A 20,268-nucleotide genomic window follows, 5' to 3' on the forward strand; every position below is an offset into this window, starting at 1 on the left:
AAGAGCGGTTATCGGGAAGCCTTCAGAGCGAGTTCGGGCATAGATGCCGATCGTGGGGTGTTGCTGGGGTTCCGGGAGGGGTTCTACGGGTCCGTTTGATCGGTGGCATGACATCCCGAGCCCGACCTGGAGCGCCTCCTGTGTCTATAGGTGCCAAACTCGATCCAGCGCGTCGGCAGCCAGGAAACGCGACCTCGCCTCGATCTGGGCATCAGACGGAGCATCGTTGGCGCTTGATTCCCACGTGGCAAGTTCCGAATCGAAATACGCCCTTCCTCTCTTGAGGGCCTCAGCCTTGGATGACAACGGAGCGTCCCCAAGGGAACTATTGAGACGATCGGTGAGTAGTGTCAGATTTCCTATCGCGTATATCGGATCGCGATAATCCGCTGAGGCCTTTGCCTGAGGCTTGATGTGCTCAATCGACCACGTCGTAAGATTCTGACCCGCAGGCAGCAGGCCCTCCAACTTCGCGAACGACATCAGCACGTAAGCGATGAAAATCTTACGAGATCGGAGTTTTTGCGCCTGGGTCAACTGAAGTGTGGGCGCATAGAACAAGGAGCAGAATGCTTGGAGAGCTCTCGTATGATCGGGTAGACTTTTGCGAAGTTTTTCTTTCAGGTCCCCGATAGCCAACGCCACTTCGCTGGCAGAGGTAGCATTCTCCAAGCGGACAGCGAAGCGATTATATCGACCCCGAGTGCCACCAGTTGAACCGCTATTTGTCAGTGCGGTATATTGGAAATGAAAAGACTCAACTAGCCTCAATACTTCAATGACCTGTGCCTGCTTGATCAATTTTGTTTCTCGGAATTTCCGGGCCACGGCGAGGACCGTCGAATTTGCTACCGAGACATTGAAGATCGCAAGTGCGCGAACACTGTCAACAAATTCAGGGATTGCAAAAGCATTGCGTTCGCCACGAACTTTTGGTTGAACCTGTACATGCTCCGCCTCTAGCCACTGATAGGTTTCCGCATCTCGTTCGAGTTCCTCCAGGTAGGAAAGGTGTGCTGCTGGGATGGCGCCCACAATGCGGCTAATCTCCTTGAACAGTTCGGGTTCCCTAACCGCCTCGCGTCGCGAGTTCCAGGACTGCCAAATGAATCTGTCGACAAAGTCCGCGCTTACACGACCTAGCTGAACACGGTCGACGAGTCGGTCCCAACGATCTGCGACTGCTTGGCGATCGTCTGGGTCCGTGGCCCCGCCGCGGATCAGAAGGTTCTTGACGAGGTCGGATAGGCGCAGATCTGCCCCGCGCGTATTCAATGTCTCGAAGACCAGGAATCCGTCTTCCTCAGAGGCCAACTCAACCTGAATTACGCGTGCCTTCAAGGCGTTTGACCGAATTGATTTAAGGCGTTCGAGTTGCCCACTCGGCGTCAATCCCTTGACTGCAGCGAGAATCTTCGCCTCAAAGAAGGATCGCGCCTCTCCGATCCGTTCAGCGCTCCTATTCCACTCTGCCCCGGATGGAATGGCGTTCGGATTTTGGATTACTTCATAGAACATCTTCTCGGGGCGACGCAAAACGGGATGACTTTTGCCGTCATCGTCTTTGACCATCAGATACTTTTGAGTAGTGAGCGCCTGACTCGTAGCTGCATGTGCATCGAAATCATTGACATCAATATATTTAGTAGCCACGTCGTTAAAAGCGTCACGAACAACAGATAGTAGGATTGCGCTCGTGGTTAGCCTCTGTTGGCCATCAATGATTGAGTATGTGTCGTTGAAGAGATCCCTTTTTTTGCTGACCCACGTTACTGTGGATCCGAAGAAAAAATCACCCTTCGCCAAGATGACGTCGTCCCAAAAATCGCTGAGTTGATCCTGTGACCAGCTGTAGGGGCGCTGAAAATTGGGAACCTCATACAGGCACTGTTGAAAACAGGTTTGGATGGTCTTTGTTCGACTCTCAATTGGAATCAGGTCACTGCTTGGAATCGACTCGGACATTTTCGGCCCCCACGACCCGTCACGAATTATGTTGACTTGAACAATAGCGCAAGCCCACGGACCCGCGCATGTGTCTCTCTGAAGTCTCAACGCCTCACATGACGTGACCAGCGGGGCTACCTAGCGTAGTCAGGCTCGGGACGGTGCCGGTGGTCTGACTTGTTCTCTGAAAAGTGACGACTGGGGCGTATGCCGTAAGCACGTCCGGTGTTGACGTATCGGCCTGTAGCGGATTGTCACGGTTTTGGCGAGGCATGTCGCGCCGACGTAAGACGACCACCTTCTTCATCTTCGAGACGGGTTCGTGTCTGAGGGTAGGAGGTGGACGCCGTGGATTCCACTGAGCTGCGTGTGACATGAACCTTGATCGCTCTGGTCAGCGAGCTGTGGCTGTGCAACCGGCGTGCAATCGGGAGCGGCGATCAAGGTGCAACGGCGATCACTTGGGGACAGGCGTACGGGCCATCCGCCCCGGTGACAGGCAAGATCGGTGCGCTTCTCTGATCTGTTCACCGGTCGCGGGGAGGGCGCGCCACCGGATTCTTGCCTTGCGTGGGTGGCGACCTGGCCCAGCAGCTCGTCTTGGTCTGTCACGTGGCTCATGATGGCACTCATTCCGACGTAGAGACGCGGCGTACCGGCGGCGAGTGAACCCGTCGACAGGTCGATATGGACACTGAGCTTGCTAACGCGGGTGCTAACGACTCGTCTGGACGCTCTTGGACGAGCGTGGAACCAGCGGGCGTCAGAGAGGGTGCCGAGCAGGTCAGCGGACGAGGCTGGACAGTCCTGGATTTTGCTCGTGAGACTCGTAATGAGGGGCGTCGGTTCGATTCCGACGGGCGGCTGCACGTCAGAGGCCCTTTCGATCTTGGAAAGGGCTTCGACGGTGCCTGGCTTGCCAACAGCGGCGTTATGCCGCCGTCCTGCCGGCCGGATCAGCCCGTTCCTGGAACCGGTCCACATCCGGACATCCGGACAAATCCGGCGTCACCTGGGGCGTCTCCCCTGTGTGTGATCGAACACGCGACGGTTTTTCATCGACTCCGGGCAGGTGCTGATTTGCGACGAAACCCTCTGTTTGGCCCTGGCGTGCTCGCCCTCGCGATCGCATTGATCGTGAACCTCGCCACGGCCCGCGCCGCCGACGCCACTAACAAGATCCAGCCGACCATCACGCTTACGGCGGACAGGAACCCGCTCGACGTCGACCATCGGACGGCCGTCGTGACCGGCACGGTCACCGCGACCATGCCCGACGGGAGTACTGGGCCGCTCACCAACCAGCAGGTCGAGGTCAACCCTGATGTCGGAGCCGGCCAGCCACGGACGCTGACCACGGACGGCGACGGACATTTCAGCCTGGCTATCACCCCGGACGACCGGTCCACGATCGTGGAGGCGGCGATCCAGGAGACCGATCAGGTGGCGGCAGCGAGAGCGCCACAACTGTGGCTCGAAGTCCGGCAGACCGCGGCTCGGGTCCAGTCCTGCGAGGTCACCCCCACTCGGGTCACCAAGACGACACCCATCACAGTCACCGGCACCGTCACTTACGACACCGGCGCCGGTCCCGTACCCCTGACCGGTCGGAACATCGTGGTACGGGACGACAAGAACTTCCAGATCCTGGGAAGCGCACCGCTGAACGCCGCCGGAGCATTCAGCGCCACGGTACCGATCACAGCGGACCCGGGCCTCCACCCCCTCTACGTGGCACCCGACATTCCGTCGGACGACCTCTACTTCTTCCCCGTCAACTGCGGCAACGCGGAGGGCAACGTGCCGGTGGTCGTCGCGCCTGGGACGCCGCGGTTCGTGAACTTCAATGTCGCGTTCAACGAACCCGGCCGAGCGGGCGTCTTCGGGGCCATCGAGAGCCCGTTGGGACCGAACGGCGAAGTGTTGTTCCACAACATGAAGAATCTGCCCATCATCATCGAGTGGTCGCGCAACGGCAGGACCCGCTGGCGGCACCTCGGGCAACTGATCTCCATGGACAACGGGATTTTTGGCACCCGTGACCGGGGCCTCCCGGAATCGGAGAGCGACCCGTTCCCTGCGCGCGGAGGGTACTTCCGAGCGCGCTTCAAGGGAAACGACTTCCTCTACCCGACCACCAGTCCGGTGGTGCACGCGCGGTAACCCGGCGTGTGATAAAGCATAGGGCCGCCATCATCGATCACCAGACGAGTGCGACGGCGGAGATTCGAGACGATCGCCGTAGATAACCAATGTCTGTCGGTGGTTGTCGGCGATCGCTGCCGCGCCGCTTCGGAGCGCAGGGCCGTAGTCGGCCCTGCACTCCGGGTCGGCTCGCCCTTCGAGTGCGTGGGTTTCCGTTTCGTGCTCGGGGCTACACCTCGGCGGAGCTCAGGATGCCGGCCGCCAGCTCGCGCAGCTCCCGGTCCTGCGTGAACCTGCGCCAGCCGCCGTCGGTGCTGTGTCGGCGGTCGGAGTCGAGCACGTCGCGCAGCACCCAGTGGCAGGGCTCCGCCGTGGCACCCGTCTCGGCGAGATAGCGCAACGCCGCCCACGTCACCGGGAGCTCCTCGCCTGACGCGAGCGGCCAGATCTCGCGGCAGAGCACTTGGACGGCGGGCTCGGGATCGCCCGTGATCCGGTGCAACGCGTGAGCAGCGAGGACCTGCTCCCATTTGTTCTGTCGGTCGATGTGGCCGCGGATCCGGTCGATGTGCGCCGTGGCGTGCGTGCCGAGGTCGGCGAGGCAGCGCCAGTGTTCTTGCAAGCCCCACTCGTCGGATTTCGCGTCGAGCATGCCGCCGATCGCGGCGAGTGCGGGCTCGGGATCGCCGGTGATCCGCCAGTACGACCACGGCAGCACGACGGCGGACACCCGCGCGTTCCACGCCCCGGGCGGTTCGGATGGCCGCCGCAGCAGCCGCTCGATGACCGGGCCGGCAGAGCCGGCGGCGGGACCGATGGCTCCGAGTGCGAGGGCTCCCTGTGCGTGCGTCTCGGTACCGAGAAGGTCCACCAGCTCAGGAACGGCGGGCGCCGAGACCTCACCCCACTGCTCGAGCAGTCCGGCGAGGGCTCGGCGGAGTTCATGGCCACCGTCACGTAGCCGCTCGCGGATCACCGGTAGCAGCACGCCCGCATGCTCGCGAAGCGGTGCGAGCACTTCATGTACGGCCGGCAGGGTCGTCGCGTACGACGTGTAACCGTGCACGATGGCAGTGCCGAAACCGAGCTCGCGGTCGCCGAGCCGGTCCAGCAGGTGCGGCAGGCACCGCACGTCGTGGCGCCAGGCCAGCCCCCAGGCAGCGATATCGCTGATTCGCCCGCCGCCGTGCCGGGACAGCCGCTGGTCGTCGGAAAGCCGCGCGGCGAGCAGGTCACGGTACCGGTCCGTCTCCTCGCCGGCGGCTGCGAGCACGTGGGTCGCATAGGCGCGGACGGCTCCAGCCGGGTCGGCCGTCCGCTCCGCCAGAGCAGGAAGCAGCCGCTCGCCCGGAGACCGCCAGGTGCTGAAGACTTCGGCCGCCGCCCGTACGGCCCCCACCCGCCGGTCGGCGTCCCGGTTCCCGATGAAGGCCCGGCACACCTCGGTACGTGTGGTCGCGTCGTCCCCGAGCCGCCGGTCCACCCAACCGGCCAACCGGGCGGCGCTCCCGCCGTAGTACTCGGTCAGCCAAGCCGGCATCGCGCCGACCCATGGGACGTCCCGCCAAACCCCGATCCCATCGTCGCCCAAGGCCTCGATGAGCGTGTCCAGATCGGTACCCAACCGCTGGGCGGCGATCGCCTTGTCCAGCGCGACCGCCGCGGCCAGCCGGATCTGCGGGTCGGCATGTGCGCGCAGCCCCCGCAGCCAGATCGCCGTCTCGGGCAGGACCTCGGCCGAACATCTGGCCGTGAGTTCCCCGACGGCCAGGATGATCCCGATCCGTACCGCCCGATCCTCCTCACGGGAGTACCGGTCGCAGAGCGCGGTGACCGCCGGATCCGCGTCCGCGGCGGCCTCTGAGAGCGCCCGCGCCAGGCCACGGCGCAAGTCGACATCGGGATCGTCAAGAAGTGCCAGCAGGCGTGGCAGCGCCGCCCGCCAGGCCGGCCGCCAGCCAGGGTCGACATGCCGAGGCGCCGCGAGGACGGCCTGCCCGGCCAGCCCTCCGAGCAGTGCCACGACACCCCGCCGCACGGTGACCTCGGCAGTCCTGGCCAGCAGGACGAGAAAGGGCAGGGCCGCCGTGGCGGCGGAGCACACGAATCCGCCCTGGTGGTAGATCTTGTTCTCCAGATCGAAGACCGCGTCGGGGGCGTCCTGGTCATCGGCGATCCGCTGCAACAATTCCGGCAGGTCACCGGCCGATCCGTAGGCATGCTGGAGAGTGGACCATTCGACCCGGTCGAGTCCGGGGAGGGTCATGAAGAGACTTCTTTTCGCACTGGCGACGGCCTTGCCGCCGACCGAACCATGATTCTGGATGAACGGTAGCAGTAGCCGCAGCGGGGGCTCGGTCAGATCGGCCAGGAGTCCGGGGGAGGCCGGCGAGCGCCCGGACGACGTCTCGGTGTCGATCGTCGAAGGGCTCGATCTCTTTGTCCGGCTCGCGTTCGTGGTCGTCATAAGGGATGTCGGTCAGGAACGGAGCCGACGTGTAGATGCAGCAGTCGGCCACATCAAGGATGTCGAAGGCGAACGTCAGCGCTGCCCCGGCCATCAGCGGCGCCTCTGTCGCCGGACCAGTGCGCAGCCGCTCCAAGGCCCGGTCGAATGCGGCCGGATTGGGCTTCGGCGCGCGATGGGGATCGTGTGATCCCCTCAAGCGGGCGCGAGGCGACGAGGGTGCTACCGAAGGTCTTGGTCTCGACTAGGTTCGCCTGGATGGAGGAGACGGTGAGTTGCCCGATCACGGTCTCGTCCACCGCTTCCAGGCCCACGAGCGCCGCCGCCGCGAGCCGGTGGGCGGGATCGTGACCGGCCTTCATCGTCTGGCCTGCGACTATGTGATTGGCGAGTTGGGCCCAGAAGCGCTTCCCTCGATCGCTGCCGAGGCGCTTGCGCGAGGCGTCGACTCCCTGGCGCTCCGAGAGTTGGCCGGCTGCAACGCATCAGACGATGTCCGGGACATCCGAGATCTCTATCTCGCCGCCATGGCCGAACTGGAAATACCGATGCCAGATGCGGACTCGGTGCTGTGGGAGAAGGTTCGGCTATGGGCCCGATGCATGGTCGAAGCGACGGTCAGTCCATACGAGGGCGCTTCGCAGATCGAACGTTACGGCGTTGCGCTGGGATCACCTCAAGAGATTGGCGACATCCCTTACTTGATGGCTCTCTGGGCGGAGTACCCGGCTCGTCGAAGGGAGTTGGAGATCAGCATGGTCGAGGAGGCCCGAAGTCTGCTGCCGCGCCCGGAGGAGGCCGGTTGAGCGTGCCAGAAGCGGGGCGTTGCGGCTCCAGTCCCCTGCGGGCGGCGGAGGGGCTCCTGCGCGAAGCCGTCTCGCCGTTTGCACGGGCGCACGCCCTGGGAGGGGTGGCGTGCGAGCGGGAGGGCTAACAGCGGCGCTGGGTGGTCTTGGACATCGTCGAGCTTGCTACGGATGAGATGGGCGAGCGTATGCGGCTGGAGCCCTATGACAGGTGCGTGGGGTTTGGGTCGCACGTCCACGAGCGCGGGATGTACAGCTCACGGTGCACCGCCGTGCGCCTGCGTAGACGAGATCGACCGTGACTTGCGCGTTTTCGATCCCCCGGCGGTCGGTGTATTGGCGCTGGTGTGCTCTTTTTGCATCCCCGGTCCGTCGACCGCCAGCATCGCATCCTCGTCGTGGAGATGGTCCAGCACGTACTCGCGGACGGTGTTGGCCTCCCACTTGGCCTGGCCGAGTAAGGGCGGCATGCCGTCCGAAGTGGCCTGCCCGGCCCACTCTGCGATGCTCCAACAGTTCTTGCGTGGCAGGTCCGACAGCAGGCCCAACGCCAGGTCACTGACCCAACGCCGGGGTTCAACCCGTGCGAACCGACCCGCTATCCGGGACCTCAGGAGCTCTTACGCCTCCTGCCAGGGGGCATCTATGTTGTGACCCTGCGGTCACCGCCTGATCTTCAGAGTCGGGGAGTGCTGCTTGGCCCAACCGGTGGTGGTTACCACCTCGCGCGCGATCTCCACGACAGCCCGCCCATCCGTTACCACCCGCACGGTCTCCGCAGGGGCCCGCTGGTCCAGCAGCCGAGCCTTGTGAGCACTGCCCTCCAGCTCCTGCTCCAGCTCCGAGCCGAGTTCCCGGCGCACCAGCCGCTCGCGGGCGGTGAGATCGGAGGCGGTGAGCAGAACCCGTACGATCCGTACCTCCGTTCCCATGGAACGCTCGAACATCCCGGTCGCCTCAGGCAGCACACTCACAGTGTTCGTATAGATCAGTCGGCGGTAGCCGCGCTGGGCGAAGTTCGCCCACACAGCGGTCAGATTGCTCTCGGTGATCTCAGAACGGTGAGGATCCCCCTCCGGGGCCGGATGCACCTGACCCATGAAGTCTCCCTCGATGACCGCATGCGAGACCGCCGCAGCCCGGAGCTGCGCCGAAACCTCCCATGCCACCGTCGTCTTGCCGACTCCGGCCCGCCCTCCGATGAGCAGTACTTCTGCGCGATCCATAGAGGCAGCGTGCCAGCTGGCATCCGTCTCACGCGATCCGATATCGATCGACCCCATGGCTGCAGGGACCACCGGCAAGATCATGGTCTAGGGCTGGAGTACTAGGGGGCGGAGCCTCATTCTCTTGCGCGCTGGCAGGCCTCGGTCTCGAATTTGGAGGCACCGCAGTACGTGGGGCGTCGGCGCGGCAAGTGTGGAGTGGGTCTCGTGGCCCAAGCGCCTATGGGGGAGAGGTGCCCTCGCGCGATGCACGTCTCGGTCGTGTGAGTGCTCCTCCTCCAGGGCAAGGCCTGTCGCGAGGGGGTTTGTCTGGCCGGTGAGGCGAGGATGGAGACTAGCGTCACCGGCCAGACCGCGGAGCGCCGTCGCACTCGTCCCAAGGCCCAGTAGGCGGGAACTGGGGAGGCGAGCGGCGTGGGTGATGCGAGTGGTACGACGGCGCTGGGGGGTGCATGGTCTTTGGACGCTTCTGGGGGCTGACGGTCTTGTGGTGGATCGGCCGAGCGGCTGGTGGGTGATCAGTCGTCGAACTCGAAACCGTTGGCCTTGGCCGACGTGACGAGCTTCCGCATCCGATCGTTGTCTGTGGCGACGGCGCTCATGAGATCGGCGAGCTCCTGGAGTGCGGTTCGGTCTTTGCCGTACGCGCAGAACATGCCGCCTTCCGGGTCATATGAGAAGCGTCCTTCGAGAGTTTGTGCCTCCGTGCTCACGAGGATCTGCGCGACGCCTTCCCAGAAGTAGCCGTTCGGTTCGTGACCGAGTTGCTCGATGAGTTCGTCTACTTGCGTCGTCCCTGCGTTCAACAACAGTGAGAAGGCCCCGGGCGAGGTTTCGATCAATTTCAGCGGACTCATCGGCGGAGCATGGCACCTCTGAAGCGGAGCGGCAACCTTGATCGGCGAGCCGGTTCGCGTGGCTGTTCCAGGCTCCTCGTCATGATCGTTGGCCGTGTCGTCAGGGGAGTGTGTCGGCGGCCGATGCACGGGTGATGAGCTGTCGATCATGACGGGTGGCCGCCCGCGAGTCGTTGACATCGGGCGGTCGATTGCCTGCTGGGCCAGGAGCGCGGGGCACAGCTAGGCGTCGTCAGGTGGCGGGGGGATGCGAACTGCTTTTGCGGCGGTGCGACTGCGGCAACCGGCTGCTTGTTGCGTGCAGTCGGCCGAACATGGCCGCGCCTTCCAGGCGTTCGCCTGGAGTCGCCGATGCCCTGGTCGTCATGATCTAGCCGCGTGGTGCCTCCGCTTTGCTGTAGAGCGCTCGTCCCACCTGCAGGCCCGCTGGGTTCCTATCGCGGCGGAGGCCGTCCCGTGGACGTTGCGTCGAACGGGCCGGGGGTTTGGGCGCGGTCGCAGGTCCAGGTGCGAGCGTGGTTGGCTGGCGTGGTTTCGTGCTTCCTCAGGCTTCCTCGCCTCCGTTGCGCCCGATTGCTCCTCGGCCGTTGGGCTTTCTGCTCAGCGTTGACGCGACGGGCCATAGGCGTGGAGGAGTGAAGCGCCCCGGGTTCGATAGAGGCTCTAGGTTGTGGCTGTGACCTGCGGTTCTGTGTGGTTCTGGAAGTAGCTGGCCTCGTATTCATCGGGTGGGACGTGGCCGATCTCACCGTGGAGCCGGGTGGTGTTGTACCAGTCCACGTACTCGGCGGTGGCCAGTTCGACGCCGGTCAGGTTCTTCCACGGCCCATGGCGCTTGATGAGCTCGATCTTGTACAGGCCGATCGCCGATTCCATCAGGGCGTTGTCGAGCGCGTCGCCGACGGTGCCGATGGAGGCGTCGATCCCGGCCTCGATCAGGTGGGTGGTGAACCGGAAGGACGTGTATTGCGAGCCTGCGTCGCTGTGGTGAACCAGGCCCGGCCCGACCGGACGTCCGGCGCGGTCGCGCCGCCATAGCGCCATGTCGAGCGCGTCCAGCACCAGCCGGGTCTGCTTGGTGGTCGCGGCGGCCCAGCCGACGACGGCGCGGGAGAAGACGTCCACGACGAACGCGACGTACACCACGCCGGCCCAGGTGGCCACGTGGGTGAAGTCGGCCACCCAGCGGCGGTTGGGCGCGGGCGCGGTGAAGTCCCGCCGCAGCAGGTCACCGGCCCGTTCATGCCCGTCGTCGCGCACGGTGGTGCGGACCCTCTTCCCGCGGCGGGCACCTTGCAGGCCGAGCTCGCGCATCAGCCGCTCCACCGTGCAACGCGCCACGACGTGGCCTTCGCGGTGCAGCTGCCGCCAGATCTTGCGAGCGCCATAGACCTGGTAGTTGGCCCGGTAGATCCGGGTGATCTCGGACTTGAGGCGCTCGTCCCGCACCGCTCGGGGCGAGACGGGACGCGACTTGGCGGCGTAGTAGGTGGACGGGGCGATCTTGGTGCCGTGCTCGGACAGGACACGGCAGATCGGCTCGACCCCGAACACCTTGCGGAACGCGTCGATGAACGCGATCAGTACCTGTGTGGCCGGTCGAGCTCGGCCGCGAAGAAACCCGCCGCGGCCTTGAGGATCTCATTCGCCCGCTTCAACTCGGCGTTCTCGCGCTTGAGCCGCTTGAGCTCGGCCGATTCCTCGGTTGTGGTCCCCGGCCGCCCGCCGGCATCGACCTCGGCCTTACGCACCCAGCTGCGCACCGTCTCGGCGTGCTTGACACCCAGTTTGGCCGCGACGGCCTTCATCGCCGACCACTCGGTCAGATAGTCCGGACGAACCTCGGCAACCATGCGGACCGCACGATTGCGCAGCTCAGGGGGATAACGGGACGGACGTGCCATGACTCGATCCTCTCAGGAAATCGAGCCTCCATCCGACCCGGGGCGCTTCAGAGTGCCCTAACCGGCTCATCGTCTTGGTGAGCGGGCGTCCGGGGTGGCTGTGTTGGTTTGCCGTCTTGAACGCCGACCTGGCTTGGCTTTTGGAGCGTTGCCCTGGTGCGACTGGCCGCGCTGGCAGGGCCCTGATGGCCGTACGGCCGCTGGTTGACTTTGTCGCCGGGTGCTCGGCGCCGTCCTATCACCACAGCTCGTCGAGGGCGCTCAGTCGTCGTCGAAACTCCCGCGCGTCTCTACCAGGAAGCGCGCAGGCTACGACCTCCAGTACCTCCCGCGCGCGGTAGGGGTTGTTGCAGTCCCAGGGGCCGTCGACGTACCCGGGCAGCGGCAGGTCATGGCCCGGGTCATAGGCGTGTGAGCCGGAAAGATAGGAGGGACTCGGCCGCGCGTACAGACGGTGCTCGGGTTGCCGAACCGCATGGGCCCAGATTTCCCATGCCTCCCTGGCCTCTCCCGGTTGCAGCCGCGTGTGTTCCAAGCTGGCCAGGACGAGGCGGCCTCGTCCGGACATGTGCGGGAACCACGAGACCTTCTTGGAACAGCTGCAGCGATGCCGATCGAGCAGCATCTCAGCACGCAGGCGGGATGGCTGCCTACGCGGCATGGCCCTTTCGAGTCATCAGCATCATGCGGCCATCGTCACACAGCCGGATTCTCGGAATAGTCCGAGGGTTGCCGTTTTGGCTGACGGGCCGATTGCCGTGGTGTGTTGCTGGGATCCTGCGACTTCCAGGCCCCATGGTGGACTCGTTCGCGCGATTGTGCTGGCCAGGCCGTCTTGCGAAGGGCCTCTGGGACGAGAGTCCTCAGTTAGTGAGTGGCCGGTAGTAGAGCATCACGTTGCCCGACTTGAAGGCCCTGGTGCCGGTCAGTTCGAGGGGGATTCTGTGCTCTGCTGTGTGGAACAGCGACTTGCCTTCGCTCAGGACGATCGGATGCACCATGATCCGCAGCTCATCGACCAGTCCCAGGTCCAGCAGGCTCACCGTCAGGTTCGAGCTCCCGAAGATCGCGATGTCCTTGCCGGGCTGCTGCTTGAGCTTGGTGAGCTCCCCGGCGACATCGTCGGCGAGCAGCCGCGTGTCGGCCCAGTCCGCTCGCTGGAGGGTACGGGACACCACGATCTTGGGTGTGGCGTTCATCCTGTCGGCGACGGCCGGGGCGTCCTCGCGCGCCTGGGGCGTCGGCCAGTGTGCGGCCACCATGTCGTAGGTGATCCGCCCGAACACCAGCGTGCCGATCTCGTCGAGCTGCTCCACGGAGAAGTCCATGAACTCCTGGTCGACGTTGGGCCAGTCGAACTCCCCGTTGGGTCCCTCGTAGTATCCGTCGGCGGTCACCACGAAGAACGCGAAGATCTTTCTCATCATTACTCCTGTGATCGTTGTCCGGGCCTCCGGCGGGGAGGCCGCTCACAGGAAGGTCGCGGCCGACGGCACCGTCTCGACATGGTCGGCGCAGAAGTTCAGCCGTCCGGTGCGGTGGCCCGCGTCTCCGTGTCCTGCGATCGTACGGTCATACCCGGACGGGACGTCGGGTACGGCAGCCGGCGGTGACGCCATTCGCATGGCAGGGCGGGGCCGTCGAGTGCTTGGTGCTGCCGGAGCAGGTGTCTCCTGTGGCCCGGACCGGCTCGGTGCGTGGTGCGAGAGCAGGAGACCGGATGCGGGGTTTCTGAGGGCGATCTTGCTGCGGACGAGTGTCGTTCGCGACGACGAGCGCTCCGGAGTGAGGAACGGTCGGCGGTACGGCCGCCGGGCTGCGGTTGTGTTGTGTTTCGACGTCCCGGAGACGGCGTTCGCCTGGCGGCTCGAGCACCATCCGGCCTTGGCGGGCGCGGCATCGCTACGCACCCTGGCCGGTTACGCTCGCCTCCGGCATCGCGCACTAGGGCGCCGGTCCGCCGCCAGGCAGCGGCCTCGGCGTCGTCGAGCGCCGGAAGGCGGGCCGCCGTGGTGCCGCAGCGTCGGGCACGCGGGGGCGGTGCCGGGGCCCTGACCGCGGCGCAGCGGCCTTTCCGTCCGGGTATGGCGTTCGGCCGGGTCCGGGGGCCACTCTGAGACAGGTCCTAAGTTCCGTTTCGTCGGCCCTGTCTAGGTGAGGGCCCTTCGCCTAACGGGGCCTGGGTCGCTTCGTTAGCTGGCCGGTGACACTTGCGGCCTGGGGCCACCGCAAGCCGACCGGGCGGCTGGAGGTGTGCCTCGCTCACGTTGTCGGGGTGCCGAGGGCGGTGTTGCAGGGGCGCGGGCGTCGGAGGACGACGGCTTGCTCAGCGTGGTTCGGCTGTTTTGGGACGGTCGGCAAGGGGCGGGGGACCTGGCCCGGCGGGATAGGCCCTGGGCAGGCTCACTTGGTACCCCAGCCCGGCAATTGCGCGATGTCTGGGCTCGTGTGCGGGGGCATCGTCCTTGTCCTGGCCGATCTGGAATACACGCGGCTGCACCTGGGAGAGCCCCGGCGACGAACATGCGGTTCGGCAACCCGACCGCGCGGCCGACAGCGGTGGGGGCGTCGTTGTGGCGGGACGCCCCAGGTTCTGGGGGCGGAGCGATCTTGTAGGTCTGCCGAGCGCTTGCGTGGTCGCGTTGGATGGTGTGCGCCTCCTGCTCGTGCCCGATGCGGAGAGTTGCCACTTGAGTGGGTGTCCATCGGCGTTGGGTGAGGGGTCCCTTCGTGTGGTCCGGTGGGGCGGGTGACCGGACCGATCAGGAATCGAGAAGCGCGGATTACGGAGCCGCGGCTAGCGTGACCGGCATGGACATCAGCATTCAGGCGAGCTTTCTCCCGCATGACGATCCGGACGCGTCCCTGGCCTTTTATCGCGACGCTCTCGGGTTCGAGGTCCGCAACGATGTGGGGTACGACGGGATGCGGTGGATCACGGTCGGCCCCGCGGACCAGCCCGATACGTCGATCGTCCTGCAGCCTCCGGCCGCCGATCCCGGTATCACCGACGACGAGCGCCGCACCATTGTCGAGATGATGGCCAAGGGCACCTACGCCGGAATCCTGCTGGCGACCGCCGACCTCGACGGCACCTTCGAACGGCTGCAGGCGGGTGATGTCGAGATCGTCCAGGAGCCGACCGACCAGCCCTACGGGGTTCGCGACTGCGCCGTCCGTGATCCTGCCGGCAATATGATCCGCATTCAGGAAGCACGCTGAGCCGTCCGATGATCGTGGTCATGGCACGCGCAACCGCCTCCGCGCGTGACGCTGGTGGCGGCCGCTTGGAGGCTGCCGTCTCCGTCCCCGAACCGCTTTCCGGCCTATGAGCGCCGGCCCACGCTCCCGCGTCCAGCGTCGTCGCGACACCGAGCATCGGCTCACCCATGACTCGGACGTGTGGGTGGCGAGTGCCTCGGCGGACGGTGCGCCGTACATGGTGCCGCTCTCCTTCGACTGGGACGGTGAGGCGCTGCTGCTGGCCACGCCGGCGGACAGCCCGACCGGCCGGAACCTGGCCGCCACCCGGGTCGTCCGGCTGGGGTTGGGGCACACCCGGGACGTCACCATGATCGAGGGTGACGTCGAGGTGCTCGAGATCGACGTGCTGCCACAGGAGCGGGGCGACCGGTTCGTCGCGCACGCCGGTTTCGACCCGCGGGCGTCGGACACGTCGTACCGCTGGTTCCGGGTCTCTCCGCGCCGCGTCCAGGCTTGGCGCGAGGAGAACGAATTGACTGATCGCGAGTTGATGCGCGACGGCCGCTGGCTGGTCTGACGCGCAGGCACCCGGGATTGATGGCGAGGGCGCGGCGCAGTGGCGTGGGCGCCTTGGTTCTAACGATGGGCGCGACCCCCGCTGGCATCAGGTGTACGGGCCGTCGCCGTGACCGTCGGCCTGGCGGGGTGTCGCCGGTGTCAGCCGGGCGGGTGCTGACGGTGGGAGTCACGCGGGTGGGTTGTTGCCGCCAACGTCAGCCTGGCGGGGCGTCACTGGACGATGTCAGGCGGGCGGGGGCGTTGCTGGTCGGGCGCCCGGGTGGCTTCGGCGATCAGGTAAACAGGGGGCTGTTGCCGCGATCGCGCTGACGCAGGAGAGCCAGACGTGCTGGTCGAAGCTGGTTCGAGCGAGCCAGGCGGCGCCGGCGGTGACCGCAACGGCGGTCCCGAGTAACAGATGGAGAAACGATGAGCATGGCCCCGAGGACCGACCCGCAGTCGCCTGCGCCGCACCTTGCCGACAGCCACGATCTGATCCGCGTGCACGGCGCGCGGGAGAACAACCTCAAGGACGTCAGCGTCGAGATCCCCAAGCGCCGCCTGACGGTGTTCACGGGGGTCTCCGGCTCGGGCAAGAGCTCGCTGGTGTTCAACACGATCGCCGCGGAGTCGCAGCGGCTGATCAACGAGACCTACAGCGCCTTCGTGCAGGGCTTCATGCCGACGCTGGCGCGGCCCGAGGTCGACGTCCTCGACGGGCTGACGACGGCGATCATCGTCGACCAGCAGCGGATGGGGGCCGACCCGCGTTCCACGGTCGGCACGGCCACCGACGCCAACGCGATGCTGCGCATCCTGTTCAGCCGGCTCGGGCAGCCGCACATCGGCTCGCCCAACGCGTACTCGTTCAACGTTCCGTCGGTCAAGGCGAGCGGCGCGATCACCGTCGAGCGCGGTGACAAGAAGACGGTGAAGGCGACGTTCTCCCGCACCGGCGGCATGTGCACGAACTGTGAAGGCCGGGGCACCGTTTCCGACATCGACCTCACCCAGCTCTACGACGACTCCAAGTCGATCGCCGAGGGAGCGTTCACCATCCCCGGCTGGAAGTCGGACAGCTGGTGGACGGTGCGGACCTACGCCGAGTCGGGCTTCCTCGACCCGAACAAGCCGATCCGCGAGTTCACCGAGAAGGAGATGAAGGACTTCCTCTACGGGGAGCCGACCAAGGTGAAGGTCGAGGGCGTGAACCTCACCTACGAAGGGCTGATCCCCAAGGTCCAGAAGTCGTTCCTGTCCAAGGACAAGGAGGCGATGCAGCCGCACATCCGGGCGTTCGTGGACCGCGCGGTCACCTTCACCACGTGCCCCGAGTGCGGCGGCACCCGGCTCAGTGAGGCGGCGCGGTCGTCGAAGATCAAGGGCATCCACATCGGCGACGCGTGCGCGATGCAGATCAGCGACCTGGCCGTATGGGTCCGCGACCTCGACGAGCCGTCGGTGGCTCCGCTGCTCGGCACGCTGCGGCGGACGCTCGACTCGTTCGTGGAGATCGGGCTGGGCTATCTCTCGCTCGACCGGCCGTCGGGCACGCTGTCGGGCGGTGAGGCGCAGCGCGTCAAGATGATCCGGCACCTCGGGTCCTCGCTCACCGACACCACCTACGTGTTCGACGAGCCCACCGCGGGCCTGCACCCCCATGACATCCAGCGGATGAACGACCTGCTGCTGCGGCTGCGGGACAAGGGCAACACGGTGCTGGTCGTGGAGCACAAGCCGGAGATGATCGCGATCGCCGACCATGTCGTCGACCTCGGTCCCGGCGCCGGCACGGAGGGCGGCAGCGTCTGCTTCGAGGGCACCGTGGAGGGGCTGCGGGCCGGCGGCACCGTCACCGGCCGCCATCTCGACGACCGGACCACCCTCAAGGAGGCGGTGCGGAAGTCCGGCGACGTGTTGAAGATCCGCGGTGCGACGGCCAACAACCTGCGGGACGTGGACGTCGACATCCCGCTCGGGGTGCTCGTCGTGATCACCGGGGTGGCCGGCTCGGGCAAGAGTTCGCTGGTGCACGGGTCGATCCCGGCCGGCGAGGGCGTGGTGTCGGTCGACCAGAGCGCGATCCGCGGCTCGCGGCGGAGCAACCCGGCGACGTACACCGGGCTGCTCGACCCGATCCGCAAGGCGTTCGCGAAGGCCAACGGCGTGAAGCCGGGGCTGTTCAGCGCCAACTCCGAGGGCGCCTGCCCCAACTGCAACGGCGCCGGCGTCATCTACACCGACCTGGCGATGATGGCCGGTGTCGCCACCACGTGTGAGGAGTGCGAGGGGAAGCGGTTCGAGGCGTCGGTGCTGGACCACCACTTCGGCGGCCGCGACATCAGTGAGGTGCTCGCGATGTCGGTGTCCGAGGCCGAGGAGTTCTTCGGGGACGGTGAGGCGCGCACGCCGGCCGCGCACCGCATCCTCGGCCGGCTCGCGGACGTCGGGCTCGGCTACCTCAAACTCGGCCAGCCGCTCACCACGCTGTCCGGCGGCGAGCGGCAGCGGCTCAAGCTGGCCACCCACATGGCCGAGAAGGGCGGCGTCTACGTCCTCGACGAGCCCACCACCGGTCTCCACCTCGCCGACGTCGAGCAGCTGCTCGGCCTGCTCGACCGGCTCGTCGACTCCGGCAAGTCGGTCATCGTCATCGAGCACCACCAGGCGGTCATGGCGCACGCCGACTGGATCATCGACCTCGGCCCGGGCGCCGGGCACGACGGCGGCAAGATCGTCTTCGAGGGCACGCCGGCCGACCTCGTCGCCGCGCGCTCCACCCTCACCGGCGAGCACCTCGCGGCCTACGTGGGCGCCTGACCTGACCGGGGCCCTCGCACGGGCACCTCATCCGCTCGAATCGTCGGCGTCGACGTGGGACGAGCGGCAGATGCTCCAGGACGGGAGGGCCCCGGCCGTCCGGCGTGCGGATCACGATCGTTCGCGACGACGTCGAAGGCGGCTCTCGGAGCGCCGGGTCACCCGTTGCCTCCCCAGCGCGGGCCCGCGAAGCGCGCGAGAGCCGCCTCGATGTCGGCTCGCGGGGCGCTGAGCTCACGGGTCAGGGCGAGGACGATCCAGCCCGTCTTCTTCTCCAGGTGAGGGAAGGGCGCGCGGAAGTCCTTGGCCGGAGGCGGCGGGGAGCCGGGGACCAGAGAGACGCACACCGACCAGGCTCGCTTCTCGGCGCCCCGGCGTACCGCGACACGATTGATGTCGGCCCAGTGATAGATGGTGTGGCGGCCGCTGTGCCGCAGGTCCAGCCCGCCTGGGCCGACGCTCAGGTCGTACGGTCGGCTCAGGGTGTTGATCCTCGCCCACATGCCGCGCAGGCAGGAGGTGACGCCCAAGATTCCCAGCAAAGCCACCATGAGGGGCACGGGGCCGTCGCCGCCGCTGTCGCCCAGGAATCCGGCCACCCCTAGGAACAGCATGAAGCCGCTGATGACAAGGCCGACGAGGTAGGAGGCAAGGCCGATCGCCGGCCACGCCTTCACTCCCGGAAACCTGACTCCGCGCGGCGCGGTCCGAGGAGGGGCCGGGCGCGCCGGAGTGTCCGGGACGTCCGGGAGCATGGATTGCACTTCGTGTGGCAGCCAGGCCCGCGTCGGCCCCGCGACCGAGAGGCGCTCAAGCAGCTGGGCGGGAGTGGGACGCTGGGCCGGGTCCTTGGCCAGGCAGCTGGCGACCAGGTCAAGGAGGCCACCGGGAAGCCCGCCCAGGTCGGGCTCCTGATGGACCACCCGGTACAGCATCGCCGTGGTGGGACCCTCACCGAACGGCTGGACCCCGGCGGCCTGGCACAGGACCGAGCCGAAGGCGAAGACATCGGCCGCCGGCCCCGAGCCCGCCCCGGTGATCTGTTCGGGCGCCATGAAACCGGGCGTTCCCACGACTCCCCCGGACCGGGTGATCGCGGTCCCGTCCAGAGCCCGCGCGATGCCGAAGTCGATGACCCTCGGGCCGTCGTCGGCGAGCAGGATGTTGGAAGGCTTCAGATCCCGGTGCACCAGGCCCTCTGCATGGATGGCCTCCAGCGCCTCGGCCAGCCCCGCCGCGAGCACCTTCAGCGAGTGCTCCGGCAGCGGACCGTGAGCGGCGATCGCCTGCGCCAGGGACGGCCCCGGGATGTACGCCGTGACGAGCCATGGCGGATCGCCCTCGGGGTCGGCGTCCACCACCGGCGTCGTGTGGAATCCGCCGACCCGGCGCGCCGCCTCGACCTCGGCCGCGAAACGCTGCCGGAACTGCTGGTCCGTCGACAGCTCCGGACGCACGATCTTGACGGCCACCGCCCTGCCACTGGGGGAACGTCCCAGGAACACCACACCCATGCCGCCGTGCCCGAGCCGTGCCTCAAGCCGATAACGGCCGATCGTCCGCGGGTCGCCGTCTGCCAGCGCTTCCAATGACGCCACCTCACCAACTGTCCGGGGTGTGCCGATCTTCTCAGCGGGGCCCGACGAAGGCGACAGCAAAGTTCGCAACGGTAACGGGAACGATCAGAGCTCCCTCCCCGGAAATTGGACGCCATTACCCAAACCGCGCTGCCCCACAGGCCCAACGAGCGGTGCACGGCTTCCCTCCGGGCCCGCCCTGCCGACCCACCTTGAGAACGTCCGGACGAAGAGCACGCTGGTGGATGACCAGCTCGGCCCACCTGCGGCGGCCCGAAGCAACTGCAGAGCCAAACTGCCCCTTCGGAGCGCGTGGATCCGCTTCGATTCCCCGTCACCTGCTCCACCAAGAGGTCCAGGCCAGACTGATTCCGGGCACTTGGTCTTGACCGTTTCTGGTCCGGTGTGTCTCGCGCTCGCCATGCGACAACGCGGCGGCGATCGGCTTCCCCGCCGTCCCGCTCTAGCTCCGCTGCTGCTCGTTCAGCACGAACTTGTAGCGCAACGCAGCGCTCTCGTTGTCGTCCCCCGCGCAAGCCATCAGCTTGACGTTCAAGCGGATCATCTCGTCCGGCGCGGCTGTTCGCAGCGGTAAGGGGCTGCCGCGCAAGTCACCCGCGGCCCTCCACGGGATCCGCCTGACAGTGGGCACCACGGCCGCGCGAACAAGCCCGCAGCACCGATCGGCCAGACCGCTCCAACCCTCGGCCCCGCTGGCACGCGCATTGCCTGGAGACCCCAATTTGTTCGGGACATG

Annotated in this window: 13 protein-coding genes, 1 pseudogene and 1 other annotated feature; of the genes and pseudogenes, 6 read left to right on the forward strand and 8 right to left on the reverse strand. The window is 66.5% G+C overall.

What is annotated here, in order from left to right:
• Nucleotides 1-144 precede the first annotated feature (144 nt).
• Nucleotides 145-1,965, reverse strand: coding sequence for a GmrSD restriction endonuclease domain-containing protein (locus tag ACZ466_RS23085; protein WP_378291219.1), 1,821 nt, complete (start codon nt 1,963-1,965; stop codon nt 145-147).
• A 1,014-nt stretch (nt 1,966-2,979) separates the two neighbouring features.
• Between ACZ466_RS23085 and ACZ466_RS23090 the strand changes: the two genes are divergently transcribed.
• Nucleotides 2,980-4,110, forward strand: coding sequence for a hypothetical protein (locus tag ACZ466_RS23090; RefSeq protein WP_378291217.1), 1,131 nt, complete (start codon nt 2,980-2,982; stop codon nt 4,108-4,110).
• A gap of 211 nt (nt 4,111-4,321) precedes the next feature.
• Here ACZ466_RS23090 and ACZ466_RS23095 read toward each other — a convergent pair whose 3' ends face one another.
• Nucleotides 4,322-6,358 carry a hypothetical protein gene (locus ACZ466_RS23095; protein WP_378291215.1) on the reverse strand — a complete coding sequence of 679 codons (2,037 nt, stop codon included), beginning with the start codon at nt 6,356-6,358 and terminating at the stop codon, nt 4,322-4,324.
• Between the two features lie 145 nt (nt 6,359-6,503).
• On the opposite strand from ACZ466_RS23095, the gene ACZ466_RS23100 reads away from it, so the two are divergent.
• Nucleotides 6,504-6,749: a hypothetical protein gene (locus ACZ466_RS23100; RefSeq protein ID WP_378291213.1), complete on the forward strand. Its 246-nt coding sequence runs from the start codon at nt 6,504-6,506 to the stop codon at nt 6,747-6,749.
• Nucleotides 6,750-6,834: 85 nt separating this feature from the next.
• Nucleotides 6,835-7,365 carry a hypothetical protein gene (locus ACZ466_RS23105; RefSeq protein WP_378291211.1) on the forward strand — a complete coding sequence of 177 codons (531 nt, stop codon included), beginning with the start codon at nt 6,835-6,837 and terminating at the stop codon, nt 7,363-7,365.
• A 220-nt stretch (nt 7,366-7,585) separates the two neighbouring features.
• Here ACZ466_RS23105 and ACZ466_RS23110 read toward each other — a convergent pair.
• The 5 genes and pseudogenes from ACZ466_RS23110 to ACZ466_RS23130 all read right to left on the reverse strand — a co-directional run.
• Nucleotides 7,586-7,979: pseudogene (locus ACZ466_RS23110) on the reverse strand (transposase); the annotation flags it as partial.
• Nucleotides 7,980-8,027: 48 nt separating this feature from the next.
• On the reverse strand, nt 8,028-8,675 hold the full coding sequence (locus ACZ466_RS23115; protein WP_378291209.1) for an AAA family ATPase: 648 nt from the start codon (nt 8,673-8,675) through the stop codon (nt 8,028-8,030).
• A 434-nt stretch (nt 8,676-9,109) separates the two neighbouring features.
• Nucleotides 9,110-9,448 carry an immunity 51 family protein gene (locus ACZ466_RS23120; protein WP_378291207.1) on the reverse strand — a complete coding sequence of 113 codons (339 nt, stop codon included), beginning with the start codon at nt 9,446-9,448 and terminating at the stop codon, nt 9,110-9,112.
• A gap of 663 nt (nt 9,449-10,111) precedes the next feature.
• Nucleotides 10,112-11,352 (reverse strand): IS3 family transposase gene (locus tag ACZ466_RS23125; protein WP_378291205.1). Its coding sequence is split into 2 segments (ribosomal slippage): nt 10,112-11,070 and nt 11,070-11,352, totalling 1,242 coding nucleotides; the frame shifts between segments, so codons are not numbered across the junction.
• Nucleotides 10,943-11,074: a sequence feature (AL1L pseudoknot), on the reverse strand. (Overlaps the previous gene by 132 nt.)
• 863 nt (nt 11,353-12,215) lie before the next feature.
• Nucleotides 12,216-12,779, reverse strand: a complete 564-nt coding sequence (locus ACZ466_RS23130; protein ID WP_464043936.1) for a dihydrofolate reductase family protein — start codon at nt 12,777-12,779, stop codon at nt 12,216-12,218.
• A gap of 1,384 nt (nt 12,780-14,163) precedes the next feature.
• Between ACZ466_RS23130 and ACZ466_RS23135 the strand changes: the two genes are divergently transcribed.
• The 3 genes from ACZ466_RS23135 to ACZ466_RS23145 all read left to right on the forward strand — a co-directional run bounded on the left by ACZ466_RS23135 (nt 14,164) and on the right by ACZ466_RS23145 (nt 17,934).
• Nucleotides 14,164-14,574 (forward strand): VOC family protein, encoded by a 411-nt coding sequence (locus ACZ466_RS23135; RefSeq protein ID WP_378291200.1) that lies wholly within the window; start codon nt 14,164-14,166, stop codon nt 14,572-14,574.
• A 106-nt stretch (nt 14,575-14,680) separates the two neighbouring features.
• On the forward strand, nt 14,681-15,133 hold the full coding sequence (locus ACZ466_RS23140; RefSeq protein WP_378291198.1) for a pyridoxamine 5'-phosphate oxidase family protein: 453 nt from the start codon (nt 14,681-14,683) through the stop codon (nt 15,131-15,133).
• A 410-nt stretch (nt 15,134-15,543) separates the two neighbouring features.
• Nucleotides 15,544-17,934 carry an ATP-binding cassette domain-containing protein gene (locus tag ACZ466_RS23145; RefSeq protein WP_378291195.1) on the forward strand — a complete coding sequence of 797 codons (2,391 nt, stop codon included), beginning with the start codon at nt 15,544-15,546 and terminating at the stop codon, nt 17,932-17,934.
• A gap of 158 nt (nt 17,935-18,092) precedes the next feature.
• Here ACZ466_RS23145 and ACZ466_RS23150 read toward each other — a convergent pair whose 3' ends face one another.
• Nucleotides 18,093-19,592: a serine/threonine-protein kinase gene (locus ACZ466_RS23150; protein WP_464043937.1), complete on the reverse strand. Its 1,500-nt coding sequence runs from the start codon at nt 19,590-19,592 to the stop codon at nt 18,093-18,095.
• Nucleotides 19,593-20,268: the final 676 nt, after the last annotated feature.

This window comes from Actinomadura rugatobispora, from assembly GCF_055379765.1.

What these genes read in the sequence shown, in the direction of transcription:
- ACZ466_RS23085 (WP_378291219.1), bottom strand. Translation starts at nt 1,965, where the DNA reads ATGTCCGAGTCGATTCCAAGCAGTGACCTGATTCCAATTGAGAGTCGA.
- ACZ466_RS23095 (WP_378291215.1), bottom strand. Translation starts at nt 6,358, where the DNA reads ATGACCCTCCCCGGACTCGACCGGGTCGAATGGTCCACTCTCCAGCAT.
- ACZ466_RS23115 (WP_378291209.1), bottom strand. Translation starts at nt 8,675, where the DNA reads ATGATCTTGCCGGTGGTCCCTGCAGCCATGGGGTCGATCGATATCGGA.
- ACZ466_RS23120 (WP_378291207.1), bottom strand. Translation starts at nt 9,448, where the DNA reads ATGAGTCCGCTGAAATTGATCGAAACCTCGCCCGGGGCCTTCTCACTG.
- ACZ466_RS23130 (WP_464043936.1), bottom strand. Translation starts at nt 12,779, where the DNA reads ATGATGAGAAAGATCTTCGCGTTCTTCGTGGTGACCGCCGACGGATAC.
- ACZ466_RS23135 (WP_378291200.1), top strand. Translation starts at nt 14,164, where the DNA reads ATGGACATCAGCATTCAGGCGAGCTTTCTCCCGCATGACGATCCGGAC.
- ACZ466_RS23140 (WP_378291198.1), top strand. Translation starts at nt 14,681, where the DNA reads ATGAGCGCCGGCCCACGCTCCCGCGTCCAGCGTCGTCGCGACACCGAG.
- ACZ466_RS23145 (WP_378291195.1), top strand. Translation starts at nt 15,544, where the DNA reads ATGAGCATGGCCCCGAGGACCGACCCGCAGTCGCCTGCGCCGCACCTT.